The organism is Streptomyces sp. LBL (genome assembly GCF_029893585.1).
Classification (GTDB): Bacteria; Actinomycetota; Actinomycetes; order Streptomycetales; family Streptomycetaceae; genus Streptomyces.
In genome coordinates this window covers 291,871-313,100 of sequence record NZ_JARXYX010000005.1, presented here as the reverse complement: position 1 = coordinate 313,100, position 21,230 = coordinate 291,871, and the positions used below count along the sequence as shown (strand labels likewise).

Sequence of the window (21,230 nt, the reverse complement as noted above, 5' to 3'; positions counted from 1 at the left end):
GGGCGCCCGGTGAACACCGGGCGCCCCCCTCCTCGTGCAGGCGATGTGGCTCAGGCGATGTGGTCGTCTTCCAGTTCCGCGGTGTGGCGGTTCTGGAAGCGCAGGACCATGCGCTTGGCGTCGGGGTCCGCGACGGGGATGCCGAACGTCGTCTCGACGTTGTCACCGAACTGGCGCGGGGTCGGATAGCTGCCGTTTATCGACTGCTTGAAGACCTGGTAGTACGCCTCCTCGTCCGGTTCCGGGGTGCCGCCGCCCTCGCCGAGCTCGCGGGTGCGGTTCGGGCCCACCGGAATGGGGAACGTCCCGGTCTCCTCCGGAGAGGGCTCCTGCGCCGGGGGTTCCTCCTCGAACTGTTCGCGGTACTGGTCGGCCTGTTGCTGCTCCTCGTACCACTCGGCGTACTGGTCCGAGGGGTCGTAGGTGGGGTCGTAGCCGCCCTGGTACCGGATTTCCTGCACGGGAGGCTTGAACCAGGGGCTCTGGTCGGGCGCGGGCCCCTGACCGGGCGCGGGCTCCTGGCGACCGGACTCGGGCCCCTGGCCGGGCACGGGCTCCTGGCCGGGCCGCCCCGCGTAGGGGGTGCTGTCGAGCTCCAGGCGCTGCTCTGCGGGAGGCGCCGCCGCTCGCTGCCGGCTGGGAGCCGCCCCGGCGGCACCACCGCCCGCCGCCACCGCGGCCGTCTCGGGCTGCCGGGGCGCCGGGGGCAGGAGAGCAGGCTCTATCCCGGCCGCCGCCAGGCCCGACGGGGCCGTCTCCGCCAGCGGTACCCCGTACCGCGCCAGCCGCAGCGGCATCAGGCTCTCCACCGGCGCCTTCCGCCGCCAGGCCCGGCCGAAGCGGGAGCGGAGGCGGGCCTGGTAGACGAGACGTTCCTGCTCCAGCTTGATGACCTGCTCGTAGGAGCGGAGCTCCCACAGCTTCATGCGGCGCCACAGGAGGAACGTGGGCAGGGGGGAGAGTATCCAGCGGGTGAGGCGGACGCCCTCCATGTGCTTGTCGGCCGTGATGTCCGCGATCCGGCCGATCGCGTGCCGGGCCGCCTCGACGGAGACCACGAACAGGATCGGGATCACCGCGTGCATACCGACGCCCAGCGGGTCCGGCCAGGCCGCCGCGCCGTTGAAGGCGATCGTCGCCGCCGTCAGCAGCCAGGCCGTCTGGCGCAGCAGCGGGAACGGGATGCGGATCCAGGTCAGCAGCAGATCCAGCGCCAGCAGGACGCAGATGCCCGCGTCGATGCCTACCGGGAACACGTAGGAGAAGTTCCCGAAGCCCTTCTGGATCGCCAGCTCACGGACGGCCGAGTACGAACCGGCGAAGCCGATACCGGCGATGACAACGGCGCCGGCCACGACCACGCCGATGAGAATCCGGTGTGTCCGAGTCAGCTGCATTGGCGCGGCCACCCGTAGTCCCCTCCCCTTGCGTGTTGTTGCGCGCAACAGAGTGGCACATGTGTGCGTCGTACGCGTTGTCGGACCGTCAGAAGCCCGGCCCCCGTGGGGGACCGGGCTCCGTCAAACGTCCTTGCTGAGCTGCGAGTTGGTGTCCAGGTGTGACAGTCAGCTCTTCTTGGGCGCTGATGTGGACGGGGAGGCCTTCTTCGAGGGCGCCTTTGTCGCCGAATCCGACCCGGACTTCGAGGGGGACGAGCTTTTCGACGGGGTCGCGTTCTTCGACGGGGACGCGCTCTTCGACGCCGACGGTGAGCTGCTCGCCGTCCCCCCGCCCTTCGCCGTGCCCTCACCGTTCGCCGCCGACACCGCGGCCACCGTCTCCTGGGCCGCCTTCTCGGCGAGCTTCGTCAGGCTCGTCGCACTCGGCGTCTTCTCACCGGCCAGGCCGGCGCCGTTGTAGTCGACGGTCACGACGACGTTCTCGACGCGCGTGACGATCGTCTGCTGCTTGAAGGCGCCTTCCTTCTTCTTCAGGTCGTACGTCACCGTCGTCGCCTGGTCGCCCGTCCCGGCGAGCGGCGTCGACTTGGCGTTCTTCGCGCCCTGGGACGACTGGGCGTCCTGGACCTGCTTCGCGTAGTACGCCTGCGCCTGCTGGTCGCCCGAGCCGCGCGAGGTGTCCGACTCGAAGCGCAGCAACGCCACGTTCAGCCAGCGGAACTGGGAGCCCTTGACGCCGTTGTTGTCGAGGCTGTTCCAGGAGCAACTGGCCCGCGTCGCCGTGTCGTCGGACGTGCCCTCCTTGCCGGACTTCTTCCCCTCCGGTACGAGTTCGCCCAGGGACTTCTTCGACAGCACCGCACACGGCTCCGGAAGCGACTTGTACGCCGCCGCCTGCACCGTCGGTGTCGGGCTCGCGGGCGCCCCTGCCTCCGCGCCGCCCGAACTGCTGCTGCTGGCGCTGCTGCTGCCGCCGCTGCCGGCGTCGTCCGAGCCGGAGTCCGAGGAGCAGCCGGCGGCGATCAGCATCACGGGGACCGCCGCCGCGCAGACAAGGACGCGCCTGAGGCTCTTCGCCCGCCGATCGCGCTGGTCTCGCTCGTTCCGTCGGTCTCGCTGTGCTGGTCGCTGCATGGTTCCTTCACTCATGACGCTTGTGGTTCCTGCCGTCGGATCGGGTCCGAGGGGCCACGGTACGCGGTGAGGAAGCGGTGCGGCTTCCCTTCGGCCGCTTTGTGCGGAGGAGTGAGAGCTCTGTGAAGGGGCGCTAGCCGGCCAGGGTATCGGCCAGTTGCGCGGCCAGTTTCAGGGCCTTGTCCTGCATTTCCTGGCTGTCCGGAGCCACTCCGACGGTCGCCGGCTGCTCCTCGTACTCCATCGTCACGACCACGTTCGACGTGCGGAACGCCACAGTCACCGTGCGCTGCTGGGCCGTCGAACCCGAACTGCTCAGCACATCGTCCAGGAAGGCCGCGTCGCCGAGACCGTCGAGGAGCCGCGGCTGGAGGTCGGCCGGGGGGACGGTGCTCGAGGACGTGGGGGACGAAGAGGACGAAGAGGACGTCAAAGATGACGTGGGCGATGGCGAAGCCGACGAGGGCGCCGAGGCAGAGGCGGAGGCGGTCGGGGTGGCTCCGGGAAGGGCAGCGCTTCCGGCGCTTCCGGCGCTCGCGGTGCTCTCGTCACCGGTGCCGACGTCCGAGGGGGCGCTGGTGCTCGCCACCTCGGGGAGGTCGGCCGCCTCCTCCATCGTCGCGAACAGCTGCTGCGCCTGGCTGTCGTCGCTCACGGAGTTGTCGTACGACACCACCCGCTCGAAGTCGATCAGCAGATGGTCGGTGGCGTTCGTGGACTCCACCTTCCAACGGCAGCCGACCTTGCGGTCCGTGTCGTAGGTGACGGTCGGTTCGCCCGCGTACGCCTTCTCCCGCTGGTCCTCGTCGGTGATCTGCCGGATGCCGGGCAGCAGCGAGTCGAGGGTGCTCCGGCCGACCGCGCCGCAGGGTTCGGGAAGGGTGCGGTACCGGCCCGGCTGGGCCGCGGGGGAGGCCGTGCCGGGGTCGCCGGGGTTCGCGCTGTCCGTCGTGCCGCCGTCGTCGGAACTGCCGGTGCAGCCGGCGAGTGTGGCGAACAGGGCCGCGAGGAGCGCGGCGACGCCGGGTACGTACGCCTTCCGCTGCACGGTCAGGCTCCTCTCGACGGTGGTTTCCCTGGGGGTGTCCCAGTGTCCCCGCTGGTTAATCGCTTGCCGCATGGGGGCGCCCCCTGGAGACAATGTGTATCGCACGCATGGCCATGGACGCCGGTCCGATGTCCCTTTCATCGACTTTGGCGATGGCTTTTGCGATTCAGGACTTCTGCTGTTTTCCGGGGGAATGAGGACGATATGTCGTACGTGGAAATGCCGGGCGCGAAGGTTCCGATCCGTATGTGGGCCGACCCGGCGACGGTCGACGAGGGCGCGCTCCAGCAGCTGCGCAACGTGGCGACCCTGCCGTGGATCAAAGGCCTGGCGGTCATGCCGGACGTCCACTACGGCAAGGGTGCGACGGTCGGGTCGGTCATCGCGATGCACGGGGCGGTGTGTCCGGCGGCGGTGGGGGTGGACATCGGGTGCGGGATGTCGGCGGTGAAGACGTCGCTGACGGCGAACGACCTGCCCGGTGATCTGTCCCGACTGCGGTCGAAGGTCGAGCAGGCGATTCCGGTGGGGCGGGGGATGCATGACGCCGCTGTCGATCCGGGGCGGTTCCACGGGCTGGCCACGGCTGGGTGGGACGACTTCTGGGGGCGGTTCGACGGAGTCGCCGACGCGGTCAAATTCCGTCACGAGCGTGCTGGAAAGCAGATGGGAACGCTTGGATCCGGCAATCACTTCGTCGAAGTATGCACGGATACGGCCGATTCTGTCTGGCTCATGCTCCACTCCGGCTCCCGGAACATCGGCAAGGAACTGGCCGAGTTCCATATCGGTGTGGCCCAGAAGCTCCCGCACAACCAGGGCCTGGTCGACCGCGACCTCGCCGTGTTCGTCGCGGACACCCCGCAGATGGCGGCGTACCGTCACGACCTGTTCTGGGCGCAGGAGTACGCGAAGTACAACCGTACGATCATGATGGCGCTCCTGAAGGACGTGGTCCGCAAGGAGTTCAAGAAGGCGAAGCCGACCTTCGAGCCGGAGATCAGCGCGCACCACAACTACGTGTCCGAGGAGCGCTACGACGGCATGGACCTGCTCGTGACGCGCAAGGGTGCGATCCGGGCCGGCTCCGGCGAGTACGGGATCATCCCCGGCTCCATGGGCACGGGTTCGTACATCGTGAAGGGCCTCGGGAACGCGAAGTCCTTCAACTCGGCGTCCCACGGTGCGGGGCGGCGGATGAGCCGGAACGCGGCCAAGCGTCGCTTCACGACGAAGGACCTGGAGGAGCAGACGCGGGGCGTGGAGTGCCGTAAGGACTCCGGCGTCGTGGACGAGATCCCGGGCGCCTACAAGCCGATCGAGCAGGTCATCGAGCAGCAGCGGGACCTGGTGGAGGTCGTGGCGAAGCTGAAGCAGGTGGTGTGCGTGAAGGGCTGACGGGGTCTCACTTCGGGGCGTGCGTCACCGCGTAGATCATGACGAAGGCCACGATGTGGATGCCGAAGAGGAAGTACGCCAGCCACATCCACATGTGGCGTTCGTTCCTCGTCTCCTCCTTCAGGCGGTGTTGCTCCCGTTCGGCGTCCGGCATCACCGCTCCCGGTGGACCTTCGTGTTGGAGGCCTGGGCGCGAGGGCGGAGGATCAGGAGGTCGACGTTGACGTGGCTGGGGCGGGTCACCGCCCAGGTGATGGTGTCCGCCACGTCGTCCGCCGTCAGGGGCTCCGCGACGCCCTCATAGACCTTCGCGGCCTTCTCCTGGTCGCCGCCGAAGCGGGTGAGGGCGAACTCGTCCGTCCTGACCATGCCGGGGGCGATCTCGATGACGCGGACCGGGCGGCCGACGATCTCCAGGCGCAGGGTCTCGGCGAGGACGTGGGCGCCGTGCTTGGCGGCGACGTAGCCCGCGCCGCCCTCGTAGGTGCCGTGGCCGGCCGTCGAGGAGACGACCACGACCGTGCCGTCACCGCTCGCGTCCAGCTGGGGGAGCAGGGCCTGGGTGAGGTTGAGGGTGCCGATGACGTTGGTCTCGTACATCGAGCGCCAGTCGGCCGGGTCGCCGGTGGCCACCGGGTCGGCGCCGAGGGCTCCGCCGGCGTTGTTGACCAGCACGCCGATGGTCTTGAAAGCGGAGGCGAACTCGTCCACTGCGGCCCGGTCGGTGATGTCCAGCGGGTAGGCCGTCGCCTGGTGGCCCGCCGCGTTGATCTCCTCGGCCAGGGCCTCGATGCGGTCCTTGCGGCGGGCGGTGAGGACGACGCGGTAGCCGGCCGCGGCCAGCTGACGGGCCGTGGCGGCGCCGATTCCGCTGCTCGCACCGGTGACGACGGCGATGCGGGAGGCGGCGGACGGGACGGCGGTGGCCATGGGCTGCTCCTCGGACTGAGCGAACGGGTGGGGTGGAAGCCTGTTCGGCCAGGATAGGCGGGTGGGCTGATCGGGCGGTTGGTGGTCTCGGTCCATGGGCGGTCCATGGCGGTCCAGGGCGGTCCAGGGGTGGTTCATGGGTTGGTTCAGGGAGGCGGGGGCGGCGGAAGGAGGCGGCCGCGGTCGATGGAATAAGGCGGGGAGGGTGGTCGTTCATCGGTATAGTTGAATGGTCAACAAGATGGAGGTTGAACGACCATGCAGTTCGGGATCTTCAGCGTCGGCGACGTCACGCCGGACCCGACCACGGGCCGTACGCCGACCGAGCGTGAGCGCATCAAGGCCATGGTCGCCATCGCGCTGAAGGCCGAGGAGGTCGGGCTCGACGTCTTCGCGACCGGCGAGCACCACAACCCGCCCTTCGTGCCCTCGTCCCCGACCACGATGCTCGGCTACATCGCGGCGCGGACGGAGAAGCTGATCCTCTCCACCTCGACCACTCTCATCACCACCAACGACCCGGTGAAGATCGCCGAGGACTACGCCATGCTCCAGCACCTGGCCGACGGGCGCGTCGACCTGATGATGGGGCGCGGCAACACCGGCCCGGTCTACCCCTGGTTCGGCAAGGACATCCGCGAGGGCATCAACCTCACCATCGAGAACTACGCCCTGCTGCGCCGGCTGTGGCGTGAGGACGTCGTGAACTGGGAGGGGAAGTTCCGTACGCCGCTGCAGGGCTTCACCTCGACGCCGCGGCCGCTGGACGGCGTACCGCCGTTCGTCTGGCACGGCTCCATCCGCTCCCCGGAGATCGCCGAGCAGGCCGCGTTCTACGGCGACGGCTTCTTCCACAACAACATCTTCTGGCCGGCCGACCACACCAAGCAGATGGTCGAGCTGTACCGGTCCCGGTACGCCCACTACGGGCACGGCACGCCCGAGCAGGCCATCGTCGGGCTGGGCGGGCAGGTGTTCATGCGGAAGAACTCCCAGGACGCGGTGCGTGAGTTCCGGCCGTACTTCGACGAGGCACCGGTCTACGGGCACGGGCCGTCGCTGGAGGAGTTCACCGACCAGACCCCGCTGACCGTGGGCTCGCCGCAGCAGGTGATCGAGAAGACGCTGGGCTTCCGCGAGTACGCCGGGGACTACCAGCGCCAGCTGTTCCTCCTGGACCACGCGGGGCTGCCGCTGAAGACCGTGCTGGAGCAGCTCGACATGCTCGGCGAGGAGGTCGTGCCGGTGCTGCGCAAGGAGTTCGCCGTCGGTCGCCCGGCCGACGTGCCGGAGGCCCCCACCCACCAGTCCCTGCTGGCGCACGCCGCGAACGGAGTGAGTGAAGAATGAAGCTCGTCGTCGTCTCGGCGGGGCTGAGCGTCCCGTCGTCCACCCGGCTGCTGGCCGACCGGCTGGCCGCCGCCGTGGGCCGGCAGACCCCGGTCGACGTGCGGGTCGTCGAGTTGCGGGACCTCGCTGTGGAGATCGCGCACAACTTCGCCAACGGGTTCCCGGGGAAGAAGCTGTCCGCCGCGTTCGACGCGGTGAGCGGGGCGGACGGGCTGATCATGGTCACGCCGGTGTTCTCGGCCTCGTACAGCGGGCTGTTCAAGTCGTTCTTCGACGTGCTCGGCGTGAGCGACAAGGACGCGCTGGCGGGCACGCCGGTGCTGATCGCGGCGACCGGCGGCACGGCCCGGCACTCGCTGGTCCTGGAGCACGCCCTGCGCCCGCTGTTCGCCTACCTCCGGGCCGTGGTCGTCCCGACCGGGGTCTACGCGGCCTCGGAGGACTGGGGCGCGGAGGGTCTGGACGGGCGGATCGAGCGGGCGGCGGGGGAGCTGGCGGGGCTGATGAACGGACTGACGAACGGGCTGACGAACGGGCTGACGAACGGACTGGTGAACGGGTCGTCGGCGGCTCGGGAGCCCGCGAGGAAGGCCGACGGCTTCGAGGTCGTGCCGTTCGCCCAGCAGCTCGCCGCGTTGTCGGGTCCCGCGCTGTCCGGCCCGTCCGGTTCCTGAGGACGGGGCCAGGGCCCCGGGCGCGAGGCCCCAGGGACCGGGGGCCCAGGCGAGGGGCCGTGTGACGGTGAGATCGTGACGGTGAGATCCCAGTAAGAAGGGGGACCGCTCGACCGCTCACCCGGCCACACCACCGCAGGCCGGGGCACACTGAACCCGTGCCCCGAACTGTGCTGCTCGCCGAAGACGACCGCGCCATCCGTCACGCCCTGGAGCGCGCCCTGACTCTGGAGGGCTATCGGGTCACCGCGGTCGCCGACGGCGTCGAGGCGCTCGCGCAGGCCCACCGGACGCCGCCGGACGTGCTCGTCCTGGACGTGATGATGCCCGGGATCGACGGGCTCCAGGTCTGCCGGGTGCTGCGCGCCGAGGGCGACCGTACGCCGATCCTGATGCTGACGGCGCTCGTGGAGACCCAGGACCGGATCGCCGGCCTGGACGCGGGCGCCGACGACTACGTGGTCAAGCCCTTCGACGTCGAGGAGGTCTTCGCCCGGCTGCGTGCCCTGCTGCGCCGCACCAGCCCGGAGGGTGCCCCGGGCGGCGTCCCGGCCGGTGCCCCGACCGGCGTACCGAAACCGCCGCCCGCGCCCGACGGGCAGATCGAGGCGGCCGGGCTGCGGATGGACGTACAGGCCCGCCGCGCCTGGCGCGGCACGCGCGAGCTGGAGCTGACCCGCACCGAGTTCGAGCTCCTGGAGCTGCTGGTCCGCAACGCGGGGATCGTCCTCGACCACTCCAGGATCTACGACCGTATCTGGGGCTACGACTTCGGTCCCGGCTCCAAGAACCTCGCCGTCTACGTGGGTTACCTGCGCCGCAAGCTCGACGAGCCGGGCGCGCCCGCGCTGATCCACACGGTCCGCGGGGTGGGTTACGTGCTGCGGGAGGAATGAGTGGGCCGTCTCGGGCTGCTGCTGTCGCATCGGCGGCCCCGGCTTCTGTCGCTCAGGACCACCTTCGCGGTGTCGTTCGCGGCCGTCACCGCCGCCGTCACCGTGCTCGTCGGTGTGCTGTCGTACAGCGCGGCCGCGCGGCTGGTGCGGGTGGACCAGGAGTCGGTGTTCGACCAGGTAGTGCAGGATCTGCGCGGTGAGGTGCGGCAGCACGTGATGGTGCCGGGGGACTTCTCCTCCTCGGCGCCCGGGCACGATCTCGTACGGCCGGCTCGTACCGATGTGCAGGTGCTGGCGTCGGACGGCGCGGTCGTCGACCCCGGCCGTCCGGGGCTTCCGGTGACCGTCGCCGACCGCGAGGTCGCGGCCGTCGCCGTGGCCGGGCAGGTCGTCGCGCACGAGGACGTCGGCGTCGGCAGCGACGTCTACCGCGTCGCCACCGTCTCGCTCGGCGGCGGCCGGGGCGCGGTGCAGGTGGCGCAGGAGTTCAGCGACACCGAGGACCTGCTGCGTGCCCTCCAGCGGCGGACACTGATCCTGATGGCCGCCGTCGTGGTCGCGGCGGGCCTGTTCGGCTGGTGGCTGGCCCGGCGCATCACCCGCCGCCTGGTGATCCTCACCTCGGCCGCCGAGGACGTCGCCCGCACCCGCCGCCTCGGTATCCAGGTGCCCGTCACCGGCTACGACGAGGTCGGCCGTCTCGGCCGCGCCTTCGACCGCATGCTCGGCCGTCTCGCCCAGTCCGAGGAGGACCAGCGACGGCTGGTCCAGGACGCGGGACACGAGCTGCGCACCCCGCTGACCTCCCTCCGTACGAACATCTCGCTGCTCCGCAGGATCGACGAACTGCCCCCCGGCACCCGGGAGGAGCTGGTCGCGGACCTCGGCCAGGAGGCGCGCGAACTCACCGACCTGGTCAACGAGTTGGTCGACCTCGCGGCCGGACAGTCCGACAGCGAGCCGCCGCAGCGGGTCGACCTCGCGGACATCGCCGAGGACGTCGCCGGGCACGCCCGGCGACGTATCGGACGGGAGATCGTGGTCCGCGCGAGCGGCGACACGACGACCGACGGCCGCCCCGGCATGCTGACCCGCGCGCTGTCCAACCTGGTCGAGAACGCCGCCAAGTTCGACCGTGCCGGCGCCGCGCCCATCGAGATCGACATCGCCGGTCCCACCCGGCCGGGCACGGTCCGTGTCGAGGTCCTCGACCGCGGCCCCGGTGTCGCCGACACCGACCTCATCCGCGTCTTCGACCGCTTCTACCGCGCCGCCGACGCCCGCTCCCTGCCCGGTTCCGGCCTCGGCCTGTCCATCGTGCGGGAGGTGGCACTCGCGCACGGGGGAGCGCCGTTCGCGTTCCGGCGCGCGGGGGGCGGGTCGGTGATCGGGTTCACGGTGGGCGGAGGTGCGGCGGGAGGGGGCTGACAGGCGGGGCCGCCTCCGGGAGGGGGTTCCGGGCGGGCCGCAGGCGAGGCCTCGTGGTGGGGGTTCCGGGTGGGCCTCGTGGTGGGGCCTCGTGGTGGGGGTTCCGGGTGGGCCTCGTGGTGGGGCCCGGGGCTGGGGCTGGGCGCTGGGGCTGAGGGCTGGGGCTGGGCGCTAGGGCTGAGGGCTGGAGGTTCGGCGCTGGGGGTTGAGGGCTGTCCTGAGGTCGGGTCCGAGGAGGAGGGGGCGTGTCCTGAGGGGGACTCGCCCAGCCAATGTTGTGCACTTTATTGACGGAGATCACTGGAGCGCCTAACTTCGCGGTGTCCTTCCCCCGGTCAAGGGAGACCGCGATGCCCCCGTCCCCCACCCCCGAAAACACCGCTGGACGCACCCCCGAGCGCACCCCCGAGCGCACCCGCCAACTGCGCCGAGTCGCCCTGTCCGGGCTGCTCGGGACCGCTGTGGAGTTCTACGACTTCCTCGTCTACGGAACGGTCGCCGCCCTCGTCTTCGGCGAGCTGTTCTTTCCCGGGGCCGATCCCGCCGTCGGCACGATCGCCGCGTTCGGGACCTTCGCCGCCGGTTATGTCGCCCGCCCCGTCGGCGGCATCCTCTTCGGGCACTTCGGCGACCGCCTCGGCCGGAAGTCGATGCTGCTGCTCACCATGGGCCTGATGGGCGGCGCCAGTTTCCTCGTCGGGCTGCTGCCGACGTACGACACCATCGGCGTCTGGGCGCCGGTCCTGCTGATCACCCTGCGCGTCGTGCAGGGCGTCGCCATCGGCGGTGAGTGGGGCGGCGCCACCCTGATGGTCGTCGAGCACGCGGGAGAACGGCGGCGCGGGCTGTGGTCCAGCCTCACGCAGCTGGGAGCCCCGCTCGGCTCCCTGCTGTCCACCTCCGTCGTCACCCTCGTCGTCGCCCTGCCCAAGGACGAGTTCGCGGCCTGGGGCTGGCGGGTGCCGTTCCTGCTGACCGCGGTGCTGCTCGGCGTCGGACTCTTCGTCCGCCTCAAGGTCGTCGAGAGCCCGCTGTTCGCCGAGGTGAAGAAGGACCGCGCCGAGTCGCGGCTGCCGGTCCTCGACGTGCTGCGCCGCCCGCGCCCCCTGGTGCTGGCCTGCTGTGTCGGCATCGGCGCCTTCACCGCCCAGTCCCTGCTGACCGGTTACCTGATCGCGTACGCCACCGGCATCGGATACGCCCGCCCGCAGGTGCTCACCGCGCTCACGGTGTCCGCCTCCGTCGCCCTCGTCGTCCTGCCCTGCGCGTCCGCGCTCTCCGACCGGATCGGCCGCCGCCCGGTCGTCCTCGCCGGAGCGCTCGCCTCGGCCGCGCTCGCCTTCCCCGTCATGGCGCTGGTCGACTCGAAGTCGCCGGGACTGCTGATCCTCGCCGTCGTCCTCGGCCACGGCATCGCCCAGTCCACGATGTACGGCCCGCTGGGCGCCCTGCTCACCGAGATGTTCGGCACCAAGGTCCGCTACACCGGCGCCTCCCTCGGCTACCAGAGCGCCACCCTCATCGGCGCCGGCTTCTCCCCGCTGATCGCCGGCAGCCTGGTCGCCGGGAACGGCGGCAGCGGTACGCCCGTCGCCCTGCTGCTGTGCGGAGGCTCCCTCGTCACCGCGCTGACCGTCGGGTTCCTCCGGGAGACCAGCCGGACCTCTCTCACCGGCACCGCCGAAGGCCCCACCACCCCCCACACGGACCCCCACACGGACCCCCACACGGGCCCCCATTCCCCCACGGAGGAGATCTCCGCATGACGACCCGCACCCCCACCGCTCGTCGTACCGCACGCCGCACCGCCTGCGCGGCGGCCCTCCTGCTCGCCGTCACCGCCCTGCCCACCGCGGCCGTGGCGGCCCCCGCCACCACGAGCCACGTCGAGGGCCGGCTCCCCTCCGGCGCGACGTACCTGATGGACGTGCCCGCGGCCTGGAACGGCACCGTCCTGCTCTTCAGCCACGGATACAACGACACCGGCCGCCCCAACCCCGCGCAGGACGCCCCGGACGACGCCACGAAGGCCCTGTTGCTCAAGGAGGGCTACGCGCTCGTCGGCTCCTCGTACGCCACCACGGGCTGGGCGGTGACCGACGCGGTACCCGACCAGCTCGCCACCCTCTCCGCCTTCACCGACCGCTTCGGCACCGCCCGCCGCACCCTCGCCTGGGGCAGGTCGTACGGCGGCCTCGTCACCACCGCGATCGCCGAGCGGCACCCGGACCGGATCGACGGCTCCCTCTCCCTGTGCGGCCTGGTCCACGGAGGCGTGGCCAACTGGAACAACACCCTCGACCCCGTCTTCGCCCTCAAGACGCTCCTCGCACCCGGCTCCGACGTCCCCCTGACCGGACTGCCGGACCAGACGGCCGCCACCGATGCGGCGAACGCCCTGACCACCGTGGTCGACTCGGCACAGTCGACGGCCGACGGACGGGCCCGCATCGCCCTGGCCGCGGCCCTGCACAACATCCCGGTCTGGAACCAGCCGACGCAGACCCGCCCCGCCGCGACCGACTGGGACGGACAGCAGGCCAACCAGTACGACGCCGTCAAGGGCCTGCTGAAGATCGCCGCCTTCAACCGGCGGCAGGAGGCCGAGGTCCGCGCGGGCGGCAACATGTCATGGAACACCGGCGTCGACTACGCGGCGCTGCTCGGCCGCTCCTCCGTCCGCAAGGAGGTCACCGAGCTGTACAAGAAGGCCGGGCTCTCCCTGCGCGCCGACCTCGCCACCCTCGACCGCGCCCCGCGCATCAGCGCCGACCCGTCCGCCGTCACGTGGATGAGCCGCACCAGTTCTTTCACCGGCCGGCTCGCCACACCGCAGTTCGACATCCACACCACCGGCGACGCCCTCGTCCCCGTCCAGACCGAGAGCGCCCTGCGCCGCGCCGTCGCCGCCGCCGGAGAGGCCCCTCTCCTCCGGCAGGCATACGTCGACAACGCCGGCCACTGCACCTTCAGCCCCGCCGAACAGCTCGCCGCCCTGCACACCCTGGAGGACCGCATCACCACCGGCGGCTGGCAGGCCACCGACCCGAAGGCCCTCGACGCCAAGGCCACCGCGGCCGACCCCACGACCCCCGCCCGCTACGTCACCTACCACCCCTCGCCGTACCTGCGGCCGTACGACCTTGCCCACCCCGCCGACCGGCGGTGACTCCGTACGACCGTCCGCCGCGCTGTCGGCGGGCGGTCGTACGCTTGCCACCGTGGCGGACGACGACTTCCTGGACACCTTGGACACCTTGGATCCCTTGCACAGCGACACCAGCGACACCAGCGACACCGGCGGCGGTCCGGGCAGCGGCGCTGCGGACAGTGGTGAGTCGGGCACCGACCCTTCCGGCACCGACTCTTCAGACAGTCCGCAGTCGCGCCCCCAGTCGCTGATGCTCGCCTTCTTCGGCAACCACGTCCTGGACGAGGGCGACGTGTGTGTCTACTCCGGCAGCATCATCGACGTACTCGGGCGCGTCGGCGTCGGGGAACAGGCCGTACGCTCCACGCTGACCCGCATGGTCAACCGGGGCCTGCTGCGGCGTCAGCGGGAGGGGCGCCGGATGTACTTCGGGCTCACCCCGCAGGCGACGCGTGTCCTGGAGGACGGCCGGATCCGGATCTGGCAGAAAGGCGCCGTCAACGACGACTGGGACGGCGCCTGGACCCTGCTCGGCTTCTCGCTTCCCGAGTCCTGGCAACGCCAGCGCCACGACCTGCGCTCACGGCTCGCCTGGTCCGGATTCGGCGCGCTGTACAGCGGGCTGTGGGTCGCTCCGGGGAGGGTCGACGTCGCCGGCCTGGTCGCGGAGCTCGGCCTCGCCGACCGCGTCAAGATCTTCCACGCCCAGGCCGACGAGGCCACCGACATCGGGCTCATGATCCGCGACACCTGGGACCTGGAGAGCATCGCCGCCCGGTACGTCTCCTTCGACAAGCGCTGGACCGCCCGGCTGGACGCCGGTTCCGGCGAGGATCCGATCGGCACCCTGCTGCGGCTGGTCAGCGAGTGGCTCTGGACCATCCGCACGGACCCCAGACTCCCGGCCCGCCACCTGCCCCCCGAGTGGCCGGCCCGCCCCGCCCAGGAGACCTTCCACCGCGTCGCCGCGCAGACCGCGGAACCCGCGCACCGAATGGCCCACGAACTCCTGGAGACGACCCCACGGCGCCAGGGACTCGCGTAGGAGACCTCTCAGGGGACTACGTTGTGGACGCAGACGAACAGGACGTCCCGTGGCCCGGTCTCGTGGCCCCGTCCGGTTACCGTCTCGGTCCCGCGACGGCGTAGGCCGTGGTGCCGGTGACCGTGAGGACCAGGGCCGTCCAGGTGCCCGCTGCCGTGCCGGGTGGCAGCAGCATCCACATCACCGCCTGCATCGGCGTATTCGTCGGGGGCGGGGCGAAGAACACGAACGAGAGCCAGGCGAACGGCAGCGTCCATGCGTACTGGCCGCCCGAGATCGCCGCGCCCAGGGCGACCAGCCCCATCAGGCCCGCGCTGTCCCGGACGACGAACGCGGTGGTGGCCATGGACACGCCCATGGTCTGCACTGTCAGCAGCACCCCGGCGACGGCCGCGCCGGCGAGCAGCACATGCGCCGCCCTGCGAGGTATCCAGCGGATCGCGGCCGTCCGGTCCAGTGCGAGGTCCTGCCCGCCGAGCCCGACCGAGACCGCCATCGCCCCCGTTGTGAGGATGAGCGCGGGCAGCTTCGGATCACCGGGCCCCGAGCTCCCGTCCCGGGCGAGTGCCCACACCGCCACCGCGCCGATCAGCATCGCGGCGAGCGACGCGGGTACCTGACGCGAACGTGCGTACAACGTCAGCCATCTCACCGGGACGCACCGCCGGATATCACATCGAACGGGCTGCCCTTGCAGGAGAGCGCGGCGGCGCGCATCGCGTTGATCCGCGAGAGCTGCTCGGACCGGGGAAGCGCCTTGAGTTTCTTCCACACCGGGCGGGTCTCGGCTTCGACCTTGCGGCGCATACTTGCCGGTGTGCCGCGGAGCGGCTTGAGGTCCCCGAGGACCCAGCCCACCGCGACGGTCTGCGCGTATTCATCTCCCCCGAAGCCGCTCCAGCCGACGGGGGTGCACCCTGGCACCATGCCTTTGGCGATCAGGGCTCGGGTGAGCTCCTCGCCCTTCGCGGCGGCGACGATGTCGTCGTCGAAGTCGAGGAGCACGGTCTTGCGGGACCATTGAGGCGTGGAGCCCTCCGGCAGTACTGCGGTGTTCTCCCGGATCGAGGCCGGCGCCTGATCGCCCAGGGCACCGTGCAGCAGCCGCAGCGCCTCCTTGCCGGGACCCGCCAGGTCCGCGAGTTGTACCTGCTGCGTCTTCGTCACGCACACCGGGCCGTTGCACACCAGCTCTGCGGCGGCCTCATCGACGACGTACATCCGGCGCGCGTCGGCGGGGAGGACGAGCAGGGCGATCGCCGCACCCGCCAGGACGGGCGCCAGGGCGGTCAGTCGGGCGCGCGGGGTCGCGGCGACGAGCAGCGCGAAGCCGGTCGCGGCCATGCCGAGCAGCCAGATCGTCTGCCCGACGTGCACGGAGGCGGAGAGCGTGACGAACGCCTCGCGTGCGTCTTCCACCGTCGGTGACAGCAGCGAGACCCGGTTCGGTTCCGTGCTCGTGAACCCGTCCGCCGTGTCCGTCTGCGTCCGTCCCAGCGACATGTACATGAGGGCTGTGAACACGAAGGCGCCCATGGCCAGCGCGGGCGGGGTGAGAGGGGACGGCAGGGCCCTCGCGGCCCCCATGCCCAGCACGGCCCCCGCGACGAGGGAAAGTGCCCCCACCAACGAGATCGGCAGCCACCCGAGGTGCGTGTACTCGGTGTGGGCGAGCACCTGGACCCCACCCACGAGGACGAGGAACGCGAAGGCCGAGGCCAGCGTGATCGCCGTCGCGCCCGCCAGGATGGCCGCGCGGTGTCGGGCGGGCCGCGACGTGCTCGTCAGCAGCTCGGACATCTTCGAGCGGTGATCGCGCAGTCCCTGCAGCGCCCCGAGCCCCACGGCGAGCGGCCACAGGTAGAACAGCAGGGAGCGGGTCCACAGGGCCAGCGGTGTCCACTGGGCCGTCCACGCCGTGGTGCCACTCCACCAGGCGCCGTTCAGCAGGTACAGGAACGCCAGCGCGGGTACCAGGACCACGACGCCGGCCCACGGGGCGACCGAACGCCTCAACTCGATACGCAGGACTCTGCCGTTCACCAAGTGCCCCTTCCCTGCTCGGGGTTGAGCAGCAGGGCCGAGTAGCCGCGCTCCAGCGGGCTGTCACCCACGTGCTCCGGGCCGCCCGCCGAGGCCAGCTCGTCCGGAGGACCCTTGAAGACCAGCCGTCCCTCGGCGAAGAGCACCACGTCGGTGCAGGCGGCGGCCACGTCCTCCACCAGGTGGGTCGAGACGACCACGCAGGTGTCCGTGCCCAGTTCCTGCAGCAACTCGCGGAAGCGCAGCCGCTGCGCCGGGTCGAGGCCGACCGTCGGTTCGTCCAGCAGGAGGACCGACGGGTCGTTGACGATGGCCTGGGCGATGCCGACCCGCCGGACCATGCCGCCCGACAGCGCCTTCATCTTCTCGTCGGCCCGGTCCGCCAGCCCCACGCGCTCCACCGCGCGCTGCACCGCCGCGGGGATGTCCGCCTTGGGCACCTCCTTCAGCCACGCCATGTACTCGACGAACTCGCGCACCGTGAACCGCTTGTAGTAGCCGAACTCCTGCGGCAGGTAACCGATCCGACGGCGCAGCGCACGGTGCTCGCCCTTGCCGCCCACGGACTCGCCGAGCATCTCCAGGCTGCCCTCGGTGGGGCGCAGCACGGTGGCCAGAGCCCGGATGAGGGTGGTCTTGCCCGCCCCGTTGGGGCCGAGGAGACCGTGGACGCCGGTGCCCAGCGACAGGTCAAGGCCGTCGACGGCCATCCGTTTCCTTCCGACCCTCACCTTCAGCCCGGTGGCCTGGATCTCCCAGGCGTAGGCCGTCGGCGCGATGTCGGCCGCGCTCACCGCGGACGTCATGTGGTGTTCCCTTCGGATGTTCTTGCCGACGTTCTTTCTGGTGTTCTCTCCGGCGTTCTCTCCGGTGTACTTTCCGGTGTACTTTCCGACGATCATCGATGGGCTCCCAGCACGGAGTACGCGCCTCTGCGGGCGATCACGACACCGATGCCGAGTGCGAGGACCAGCCCCCACGCGGGTAGCCCGGCCGGCTGCAGGGCGAAGGTCGTACGGCTGGTGGCCAGGGTCGGCGCCACGACCACGGCGGCCCATACGGCGGCCAGTACGACGGCGGCGCGGGTCACACCGACGACACCGCCGAGCGCCAGCGTCGTCGCCGTGAAGGCCAGGCAGGGCAGCAGCCACTGAGCCACCATCACCCCGGTCACCCATCCGCCCACCAGCAGCCCGGGGACGACCACGCCGAGCACGGACGCGGTGCGCCGCAGCACCAGATGGAGCCCGGCCCTGGGCACCGAGGCCGTCAGTTCGTACGCCGGATCAAGACCGCGCGACCAGGACGCCGCGACGCCGAGCACGGGCAGGACCGGCGCGAACAGCAGCACCAGCGACACCTCGCCGGAACCGGAACCGGAACCGGAGCCGGAACCGATGCCGATGCCGGTGCCAGCCAGGTCAAGCAGCAGGGTCAACAGCGTCACGCCCACGACCATGGCCAGCCACGGCACCATCGTGGGCGTCAGCCACCTCGTCAGCCACCTCGACAGCGGCGCCGACCAGAGTCGTCCGCGCGGCATCGTGGCGGTGACCGCCAACCGGGGTTCGAGGCCGGACCACACGGTGTCGACCAGCGACGCCACGGCGGCCACCTCGGCACCGACAGCGGCAGCCAGCCGGTCACGGCACACCCGGCACGTCTCCAGATGGGCCTCCACGGCCCACACCTCGTCGGCGGCGAGGTCCGTGCCGCCGCGCGCGTAGCCCTTGATGATCCGCATCGACGCGTGTCCCACACTCACGCCAGCGCCCTCCGCATCGCGATCCGGGCCCGGCGGGCACGGGTCTTCACCGTGCCCTCGGGCAGCCCGAGCAGGACCGAGGTCTCCCGGACGGACAACCCGTCGAGCACCATGGCCTGCAGTACCTGTCTCAGCTCCGGCGCCAGGCACCGCAGCGCGTCCCCGACGTCACCGCCGACGGTTGCCGAGAGCGCCTCCTCCTCGGCGGCGGGCGCCGCGTCGGGCAGAGCGGCAGCCGTCGGCGGCTCCGCGTGGTGAGCCCTGCGCCGGAACGCGTCGACCAGGCGGCGCGCCGCAATCGTCCACAGCCAACCCGTGGCCGTCCCTCCGACCGCGGCTCCGGCGAACGCCCCCGCCGCGCGCCACACCGCCATGTAGGTCTCCTGCATGACCTCCGCGACGATCTGCTCGTCCACACACCGGCGGCGCAGCCGCACCGCCAGCCACGGCGACGTACGCCGATACAACTCCTCGAACGCGGCACGGTCGCCTTTTGCCACCAGCCGGACGAGACGCTCCTCGTCCAACTCGTGCAGCGGCGCCGCTGCCCTGACTGATCTCACACCCGCTAGACGCCCGAGCCGGGCCGCAGGATTTCCCCACGACGTGATCCCCGCCACATGTGGGAAACCGGGGGCTCCACTTGATCAGGCATCGCCTTCAGGGCGAAAAGGGCAGCGCCTTGTTCGTGCCGGATTCGACAGCCGCCTCGTCGCTCCTGGACGAGAGCCTCAGTGCTGGAGGTCCTTGACCATGACCGCGAACAACGGCGAGTCAGCGAAGGGTTGCTGTTCGCCGACCTTGGCGTATCCCCACGGCCCATACAGGGCCTGCACCTCAGAGTGGGCCGCTTCGACCAGAAGGACGGTGACGTCCTCCGCACGTTCATTCAGCGGTGCTTCGTGGCCCGAGAGCCCGCGAGGACCGCCACCGCGGGGACGCTGCCCTGGCCCGGATCACAGATGCGCAGGTCGGCGCTGCTCGCCGAGATCGACAGCGGTGCACAGCGCCGCGCCCGCCTCGTCAGGGGGCCGATCAACGTAGGAAGCCCGAGGTACGCCACAGCCTGCGGCACGGACCTGACAACAGGCCGATGTCCCCGAGGAAGGTAGTCAGCCTGCCTGCCGCCTGGACCAGCACCTCCCGTCTATGTGCACTGGCCCGCACGGCGGCGACGGCCTCGGCCGGATCGAGCCCGACCGAGGCGTACACCTGGGGGCGGATCATCGAACGGGCGACGACACCCGCAACAACGGCGCTCACATATCGAGTGAATTCCATTTCCCGTCGGGATGCGCTCTGCATCCTGAGACGCATCTCTTCGCGTTCATACCGGATGTGCCTGGATTCCTCGACCACGTGGATGCGCATGACATCACGCACCAGCGGCTGCACTCGCTCGTCACGGACCGTCTGGCGCTGGATCCAGTCCATCACCTCTTCGGCTATCAGCAGCGCGGTAAAGATAGAGGAAGAGGGCAGTGCGGGAAGGAAGTGCCCGAGAATATGATCTACTCGCCCCGGCCGATAGGTGGGTGTGTCGAGCCGGAGCACCTCCCTGGCGAACATTTTCGAGTGGCGGCATTCCTCCTCGATTTCGGTGAGGGCGTACCGGACGTGTTCAGTGGTGGGATCGAGGGCTGTGCAATGCCGCAACAAAGCCTGCATGCCGACGAGCTCGAACCAGATTCCCATGGAGGCCGTGCAGGCTGCCTCGTGCCGACTCAGGTCGATCTGCTGCTCGCGTGGCATCCGGCCCCACAACGGCGTGTCGTACAGCGAACACAGTTCCGGTGGCAGGAACCATGCTCCCTCCAGCAACTGTGCACCCCAGTCGATCTCCGTATCGGGATCGAACGAGTGCTTGACCGAAGCCGCGAGCAATCGAGTTGCTACCTTTTCGCGATCAGGAGTTTCCATACACCCTCCCCGCCGCAACTCACCGCCATTTCCCAATGGAGTACCCACCGGCTGCCCAACTCATGCACTACGAGAGGGGCATTAATCCTCCACCAATTACATGCTTTCCATATTATCGTCCACCGCATACTGCTTCGTGGTCATCACCTGGCCCGGTGCTCACGCAATCACCGGACACACCAGTACTCCGAGCCGCTGGAGTTGAACGACTGAGTACCTGAAGTCTGGCTTCGCCGTCGAGCAGGTCGTACCGGGGGATGTGTATGACGCTACGAGCCCTTCCTGTGCGCCGGCTTGGGTCTGGCGGCGCCGCACCATCGCCGCCGTGAACCTGGCACTCGGCGCGCTGGGCCTCCTGATGGTCGCCCCGACGGTCTTCCTCCCGACGTACGCGCAGTCGGTCCTCGGCCTCGCCCCCGTCACCGCCGGATTCGTACTCTCCGTATGGACGTTGAGCTGGCCGGTGTCCGCCGCACCCAGCCAGCACGTCCACCGTCGCATCGGCTTCCGCAACACGGCGATGCTCGGCTTCGGCGCGGCCACCTTCATCCTGTTCGCCTTCCCCTTCCTCCCCTACCCGGGCGAGGCCTGGCAGCCGACCCTCCTGATGCTCCTGCTCGGCGCCGCGCTCGGCCTCTTCCAACTCCCCCTGATCGTCGGCGTCCAGTCGACCGTCGGCTGGGCGGAGCGCGGCACTGACACCGCGTCCGTACTCTTCTGCCGCCAGAGCGGCCAGACGATCGGCGCCGCACTCTTCGGCGCGATCGCCAACGGGGTGCTGGCCGTTCGGCTCGGCGGCGCGGCGACCTGGACTCGGTGACCCGGGCCCTGGACTCGGGCGCCCCCGGCGAACCCGTACGCCGGGCGGTCGCGGAGACCGTCCACTCCGTCCACTTCGGCGCGGCCTGCGCGGCCGGACTCGCCTTCCTGGTCCTGCTGTTGGTGGCACCGCGCCGCTTCCCGGTGCTCAAGAACCCGGAGGACTGAGGGCCCGGGCCAGCCCATCCCCCTCCGGCTGGCTCAAAATCTCCCCTCGCTCATGTCATGG

Annotated in this window: 20 protein-coding genes and 1 pseudogene; 9 read left to right on the top strand and 12 right to left on the bottom strand. The window is 70.6% G+C overall.

All coding sequences use genetic code 11. The annotated features are described in order from the left end of the window. Positions 1–50: 50 nt before the first annotated feature. From M2271_RS08520 to M2271_RS08510, 3 genes are all read right to left on the bottom strand, one after another. Positions 51–1,409 carry a DUF2637 domain-containing protein gene (locus tag M2271_RS08520; protein WP_280886483.1) on the bottom strand — a complete coding sequence of 453 codons (1,359 nt, stop codon included), beginning with the start codon at positions 1,407–1,409 and terminating at the stop codon, positions 51–53. A 156-nt stretch (positions 1,410–1,565) separates the two neighbouring features. After that, entirely contained in the window at positions 1,566–2,549 is a 984-nt protein-coding gene (locus M2271_RS08515) for a DUF3558 family protein (protein ID WP_280886482.1), read from the bottom strand. A 118-nt stretch (positions 2,550–2,667) separates the two neighbouring features. Beyond that, complete coding sequence (locus tag M2271_RS08510; protein ID WP_280886519.1) at positions 2,668–3,582, bottom strand: DUF3558 domain-containing protein; 915 nt, start codon at positions 3,580–3,582, stop codon at positions 2,668–2,670. Between the two features lie 204 nt (positions 3,583–3,786). On the opposite strand from M2271_RS08510, the gene M2271_RS08505 reads away from it, so the two are divergent. Continuing rightward, positions 3,787–4,980, top strand: a complete 1,194-nt coding sequence (locus tag M2271_RS08505; RefSeq protein WP_280886481.1) for an RtcB family protein — start codon at positions 3,787–3,789, stop codon at positions 4,978–4,980. 7 nt (positions 4,981–4,987) lie between these two features. Here the strand turns inward: M2271_RS08505 and M2271_RS08500 are convergent, their stop codons facing one another. Next, on the bottom strand, positions 4,988–5,134 hold the full coding sequence (locus M2271_RS08500) for a hypothetical protein (RefSeq protein ID WP_280886480.1): 147 nt from the start codon (positions 5,132–5,134) through the stop codon (positions 4,988–4,990). Then, on the bottom strand, positions 5,134–5,910 hold the full coding sequence (locus M2271_RS08495) for an SDR family NAD(P)-dependent oxidoreductase (protein WP_280886479.1): 777 nt from the start codon (positions 5,908–5,910) through the stop codon (positions 5,134–5,136). Before M2271_RS08495 ends, M2271_RS08500 begins: the two co-directional genes overlap by 1 nt. Before the next feature lie 258 nt (positions 5,911–6,168). Between M2271_RS08495 and M2271_RS08490 the strand changes: the two genes are divergently transcribed. The 7 genes from M2271_RS08490 (at position 6,169) to M2271_RS08460 (ending at position 14,454) form a co-directional block, all read left to right on the top strand. Further along, a complete protein-coding gene (locus M2271_RS08490; protein WP_280886478.1) occupies positions 6,169–7,260 on the top strand; it encodes an LLM class flavin-dependent oxidoreductase in 1,092 nt (363 codons plus the stop codon). After that, positions 7,257–7,934, top strand: coding sequence for an FMN reductase (locus tag M2271_RS08485; RefSeq protein WP_280886477.1), 678 nt, complete (start codon positions 7,257–7,259; stop codon positions 7,932–7,934). Before M2271_RS08490 ends, M2271_RS08485 begins: the two co-directional genes overlap by 4 nt. A 170-nt stretch (positions 7,935–8,104) precedes the next feature. Beyond that, positions 8,105–8,830 carry a response regulator transcription factor gene (locus tag M2271_RS08480; protein ID WP_280886518.1) on the top strand — a complete coding sequence of 242 codons (726 nt, stop codon included), beginning with the start codon at positions 8,105–8,107 and terminating at the stop codon, positions 8,828–8,830. Beyond that, positions 8,831–10,258 carry a HAMP domain-containing sensor histidine kinase gene (locus M2271_RS08475; RefSeq protein WP_280886476.1) on the top strand — a complete coding sequence of 476 codons (1,428 nt, stop codon included), beginning with the start codon at positions 8,831–8,833 and terminating at the stop codon, positions 10,256–10,258. A gap of 350 nt (positions 10,259–10,608) precedes the next feature. Continuing rightward, positions 10,609–12,024 carry an MFS transporter gene (locus M2271_RS08470; protein WP_280886475.1) on the top strand — a complete coding sequence of 472 codons (1,416 nt, stop codon included), beginning with the start codon at positions 10,609–10,611 and terminating at the stop codon, positions 12,022–12,024. Next, positions 12,021–13,427 (top strand): alpha/beta fold hydrolase, encoded by a 1,407-nt coding sequence (locus tag M2271_RS08465; protein WP_280886474.1) that lies wholly within the window; start codon positions 12,021–12,023, stop codon positions 13,425–13,427. The genes M2271_RS08470 and M2271_RS08465 overlap by 4 nt, the downstream gene beginning before the upstream one ends. 229 nt (positions 13,428–13,656) lie before the next feature. Beyond that, positions 13,657–14,454, top strand: coding sequence for a PaaX family transcriptional regulator C-terminal domain-containing protein (locus M2271_RS08460; RefSeq protein WP_280886517.1), 798 nt, complete (start codon positions 13,657–13,659; stop codon positions 14,452–14,454). Positions 14,455–14,530: 76 nt separating this feature from the next. Here M2271_RS08460 and M2271_RS08455 read toward each other — a convergent pair whose 3' ends face one another. The 7 genes from M2271_RS08455 to M2271_RS08425 all read right to left on the bottom strand — a co-directional run bounded on the left by M2271_RS08455 (position 14,531) and on the right by M2271_RS08425 (position 20,182). Next, positions 14,531–15,106, bottom strand: coding sequence for a hypothetical protein (locus M2271_RS08455; protein ID WP_280886473.1), 576 nt, complete (start codon positions 15,104–15,106; stop codon positions 14,531–14,533). Further along, on the bottom strand, positions 15,103–16,497 hold the full coding sequence (locus tag M2271_RS08450) for a hypothetical protein (RefSeq protein ID WP_280886472.1): 1,395 nt from the start codon (positions 16,495–16,497) through the stop codon (positions 15,103–15,105). The genes M2271_RS08455 and M2271_RS08450 overlap by 4 nt, the downstream gene beginning before the upstream one ends. Next, positions 16,494–17,303 (bottom strand): ABC transporter ATP-binding protein, encoded by an 810-nt coding sequence (locus M2271_RS08445; protein ID WP_280886516.1) that lies wholly within the window; start codon positions 17,301–17,303, stop codon positions 16,494–16,496. Before M2271_RS08445 ends, M2271_RS08450 begins: the two co-directional genes overlap by 4 nt. 92 nt (positions 17,304–17,395) lie before the next feature. After that, the gene (locus M2271_RS08440; RefSeq protein ID WP_280886471.1) at positions 17,396–18,262 is read right to left on the bottom strand and encodes a zf-HC2 domain-containing protein; all 867 of its coding nucleotides are present in this window, start codon (positions 18,260–18,262) and stop codon (positions 17,396–17,398) included. Beyond that, the gene (locus tag M2271_RS08435) at positions 18,259–18,762 is read right to left on the bottom strand and encodes an RNA polymerase sigma factor (RefSeq protein ID WP_280886515.1); all 504 of its coding nucleotides are present in this window, start codon (positions 18,760–18,762) and stop codon (positions 18,259–18,261) included. The genes M2271_RS08440 and M2271_RS08435 overlap by 4 nt, the downstream gene beginning before the upstream one ends. Positions 18,763–18,993: 231 nt before the next feature. Further along, the gene (locus M2271_RS08430; protein WP_280886470.1) at positions 18,994–19,098 is read right to left on the bottom strand and encodes an acetyltransferase; all 105 of its coding nucleotides are present in this window, start codon (positions 19,096–19,098) and stop codon (positions 18,994–18,996) included. Positions 19,099–19,297: 199 nt separating this feature from the next. Beyond that, the gene (locus M2271_RS08425) at positions 19,298–20,182 is read right to left on the bottom strand and encodes a diiron oxygenase (RefSeq protein WP_280886469.1); all 885 of its coding nucleotides are present in this window, start codon (positions 20,180–20,182) and stop codon (positions 19,298–19,300) included. Between the two features lie 295 nt (positions 20,183–20,477). Between M2271_RS08425 and M2271_RS08420 the strand changes: the two are divergent. Further along, a pseudogene (locus M2271_RS08420) lies at positions 20,478–21,169 on the top strand (MFS transporter); the annotation flags it as partial. Between the last annotated feature and the right edge of the window lie 61 nt (positions 21,170–21,230).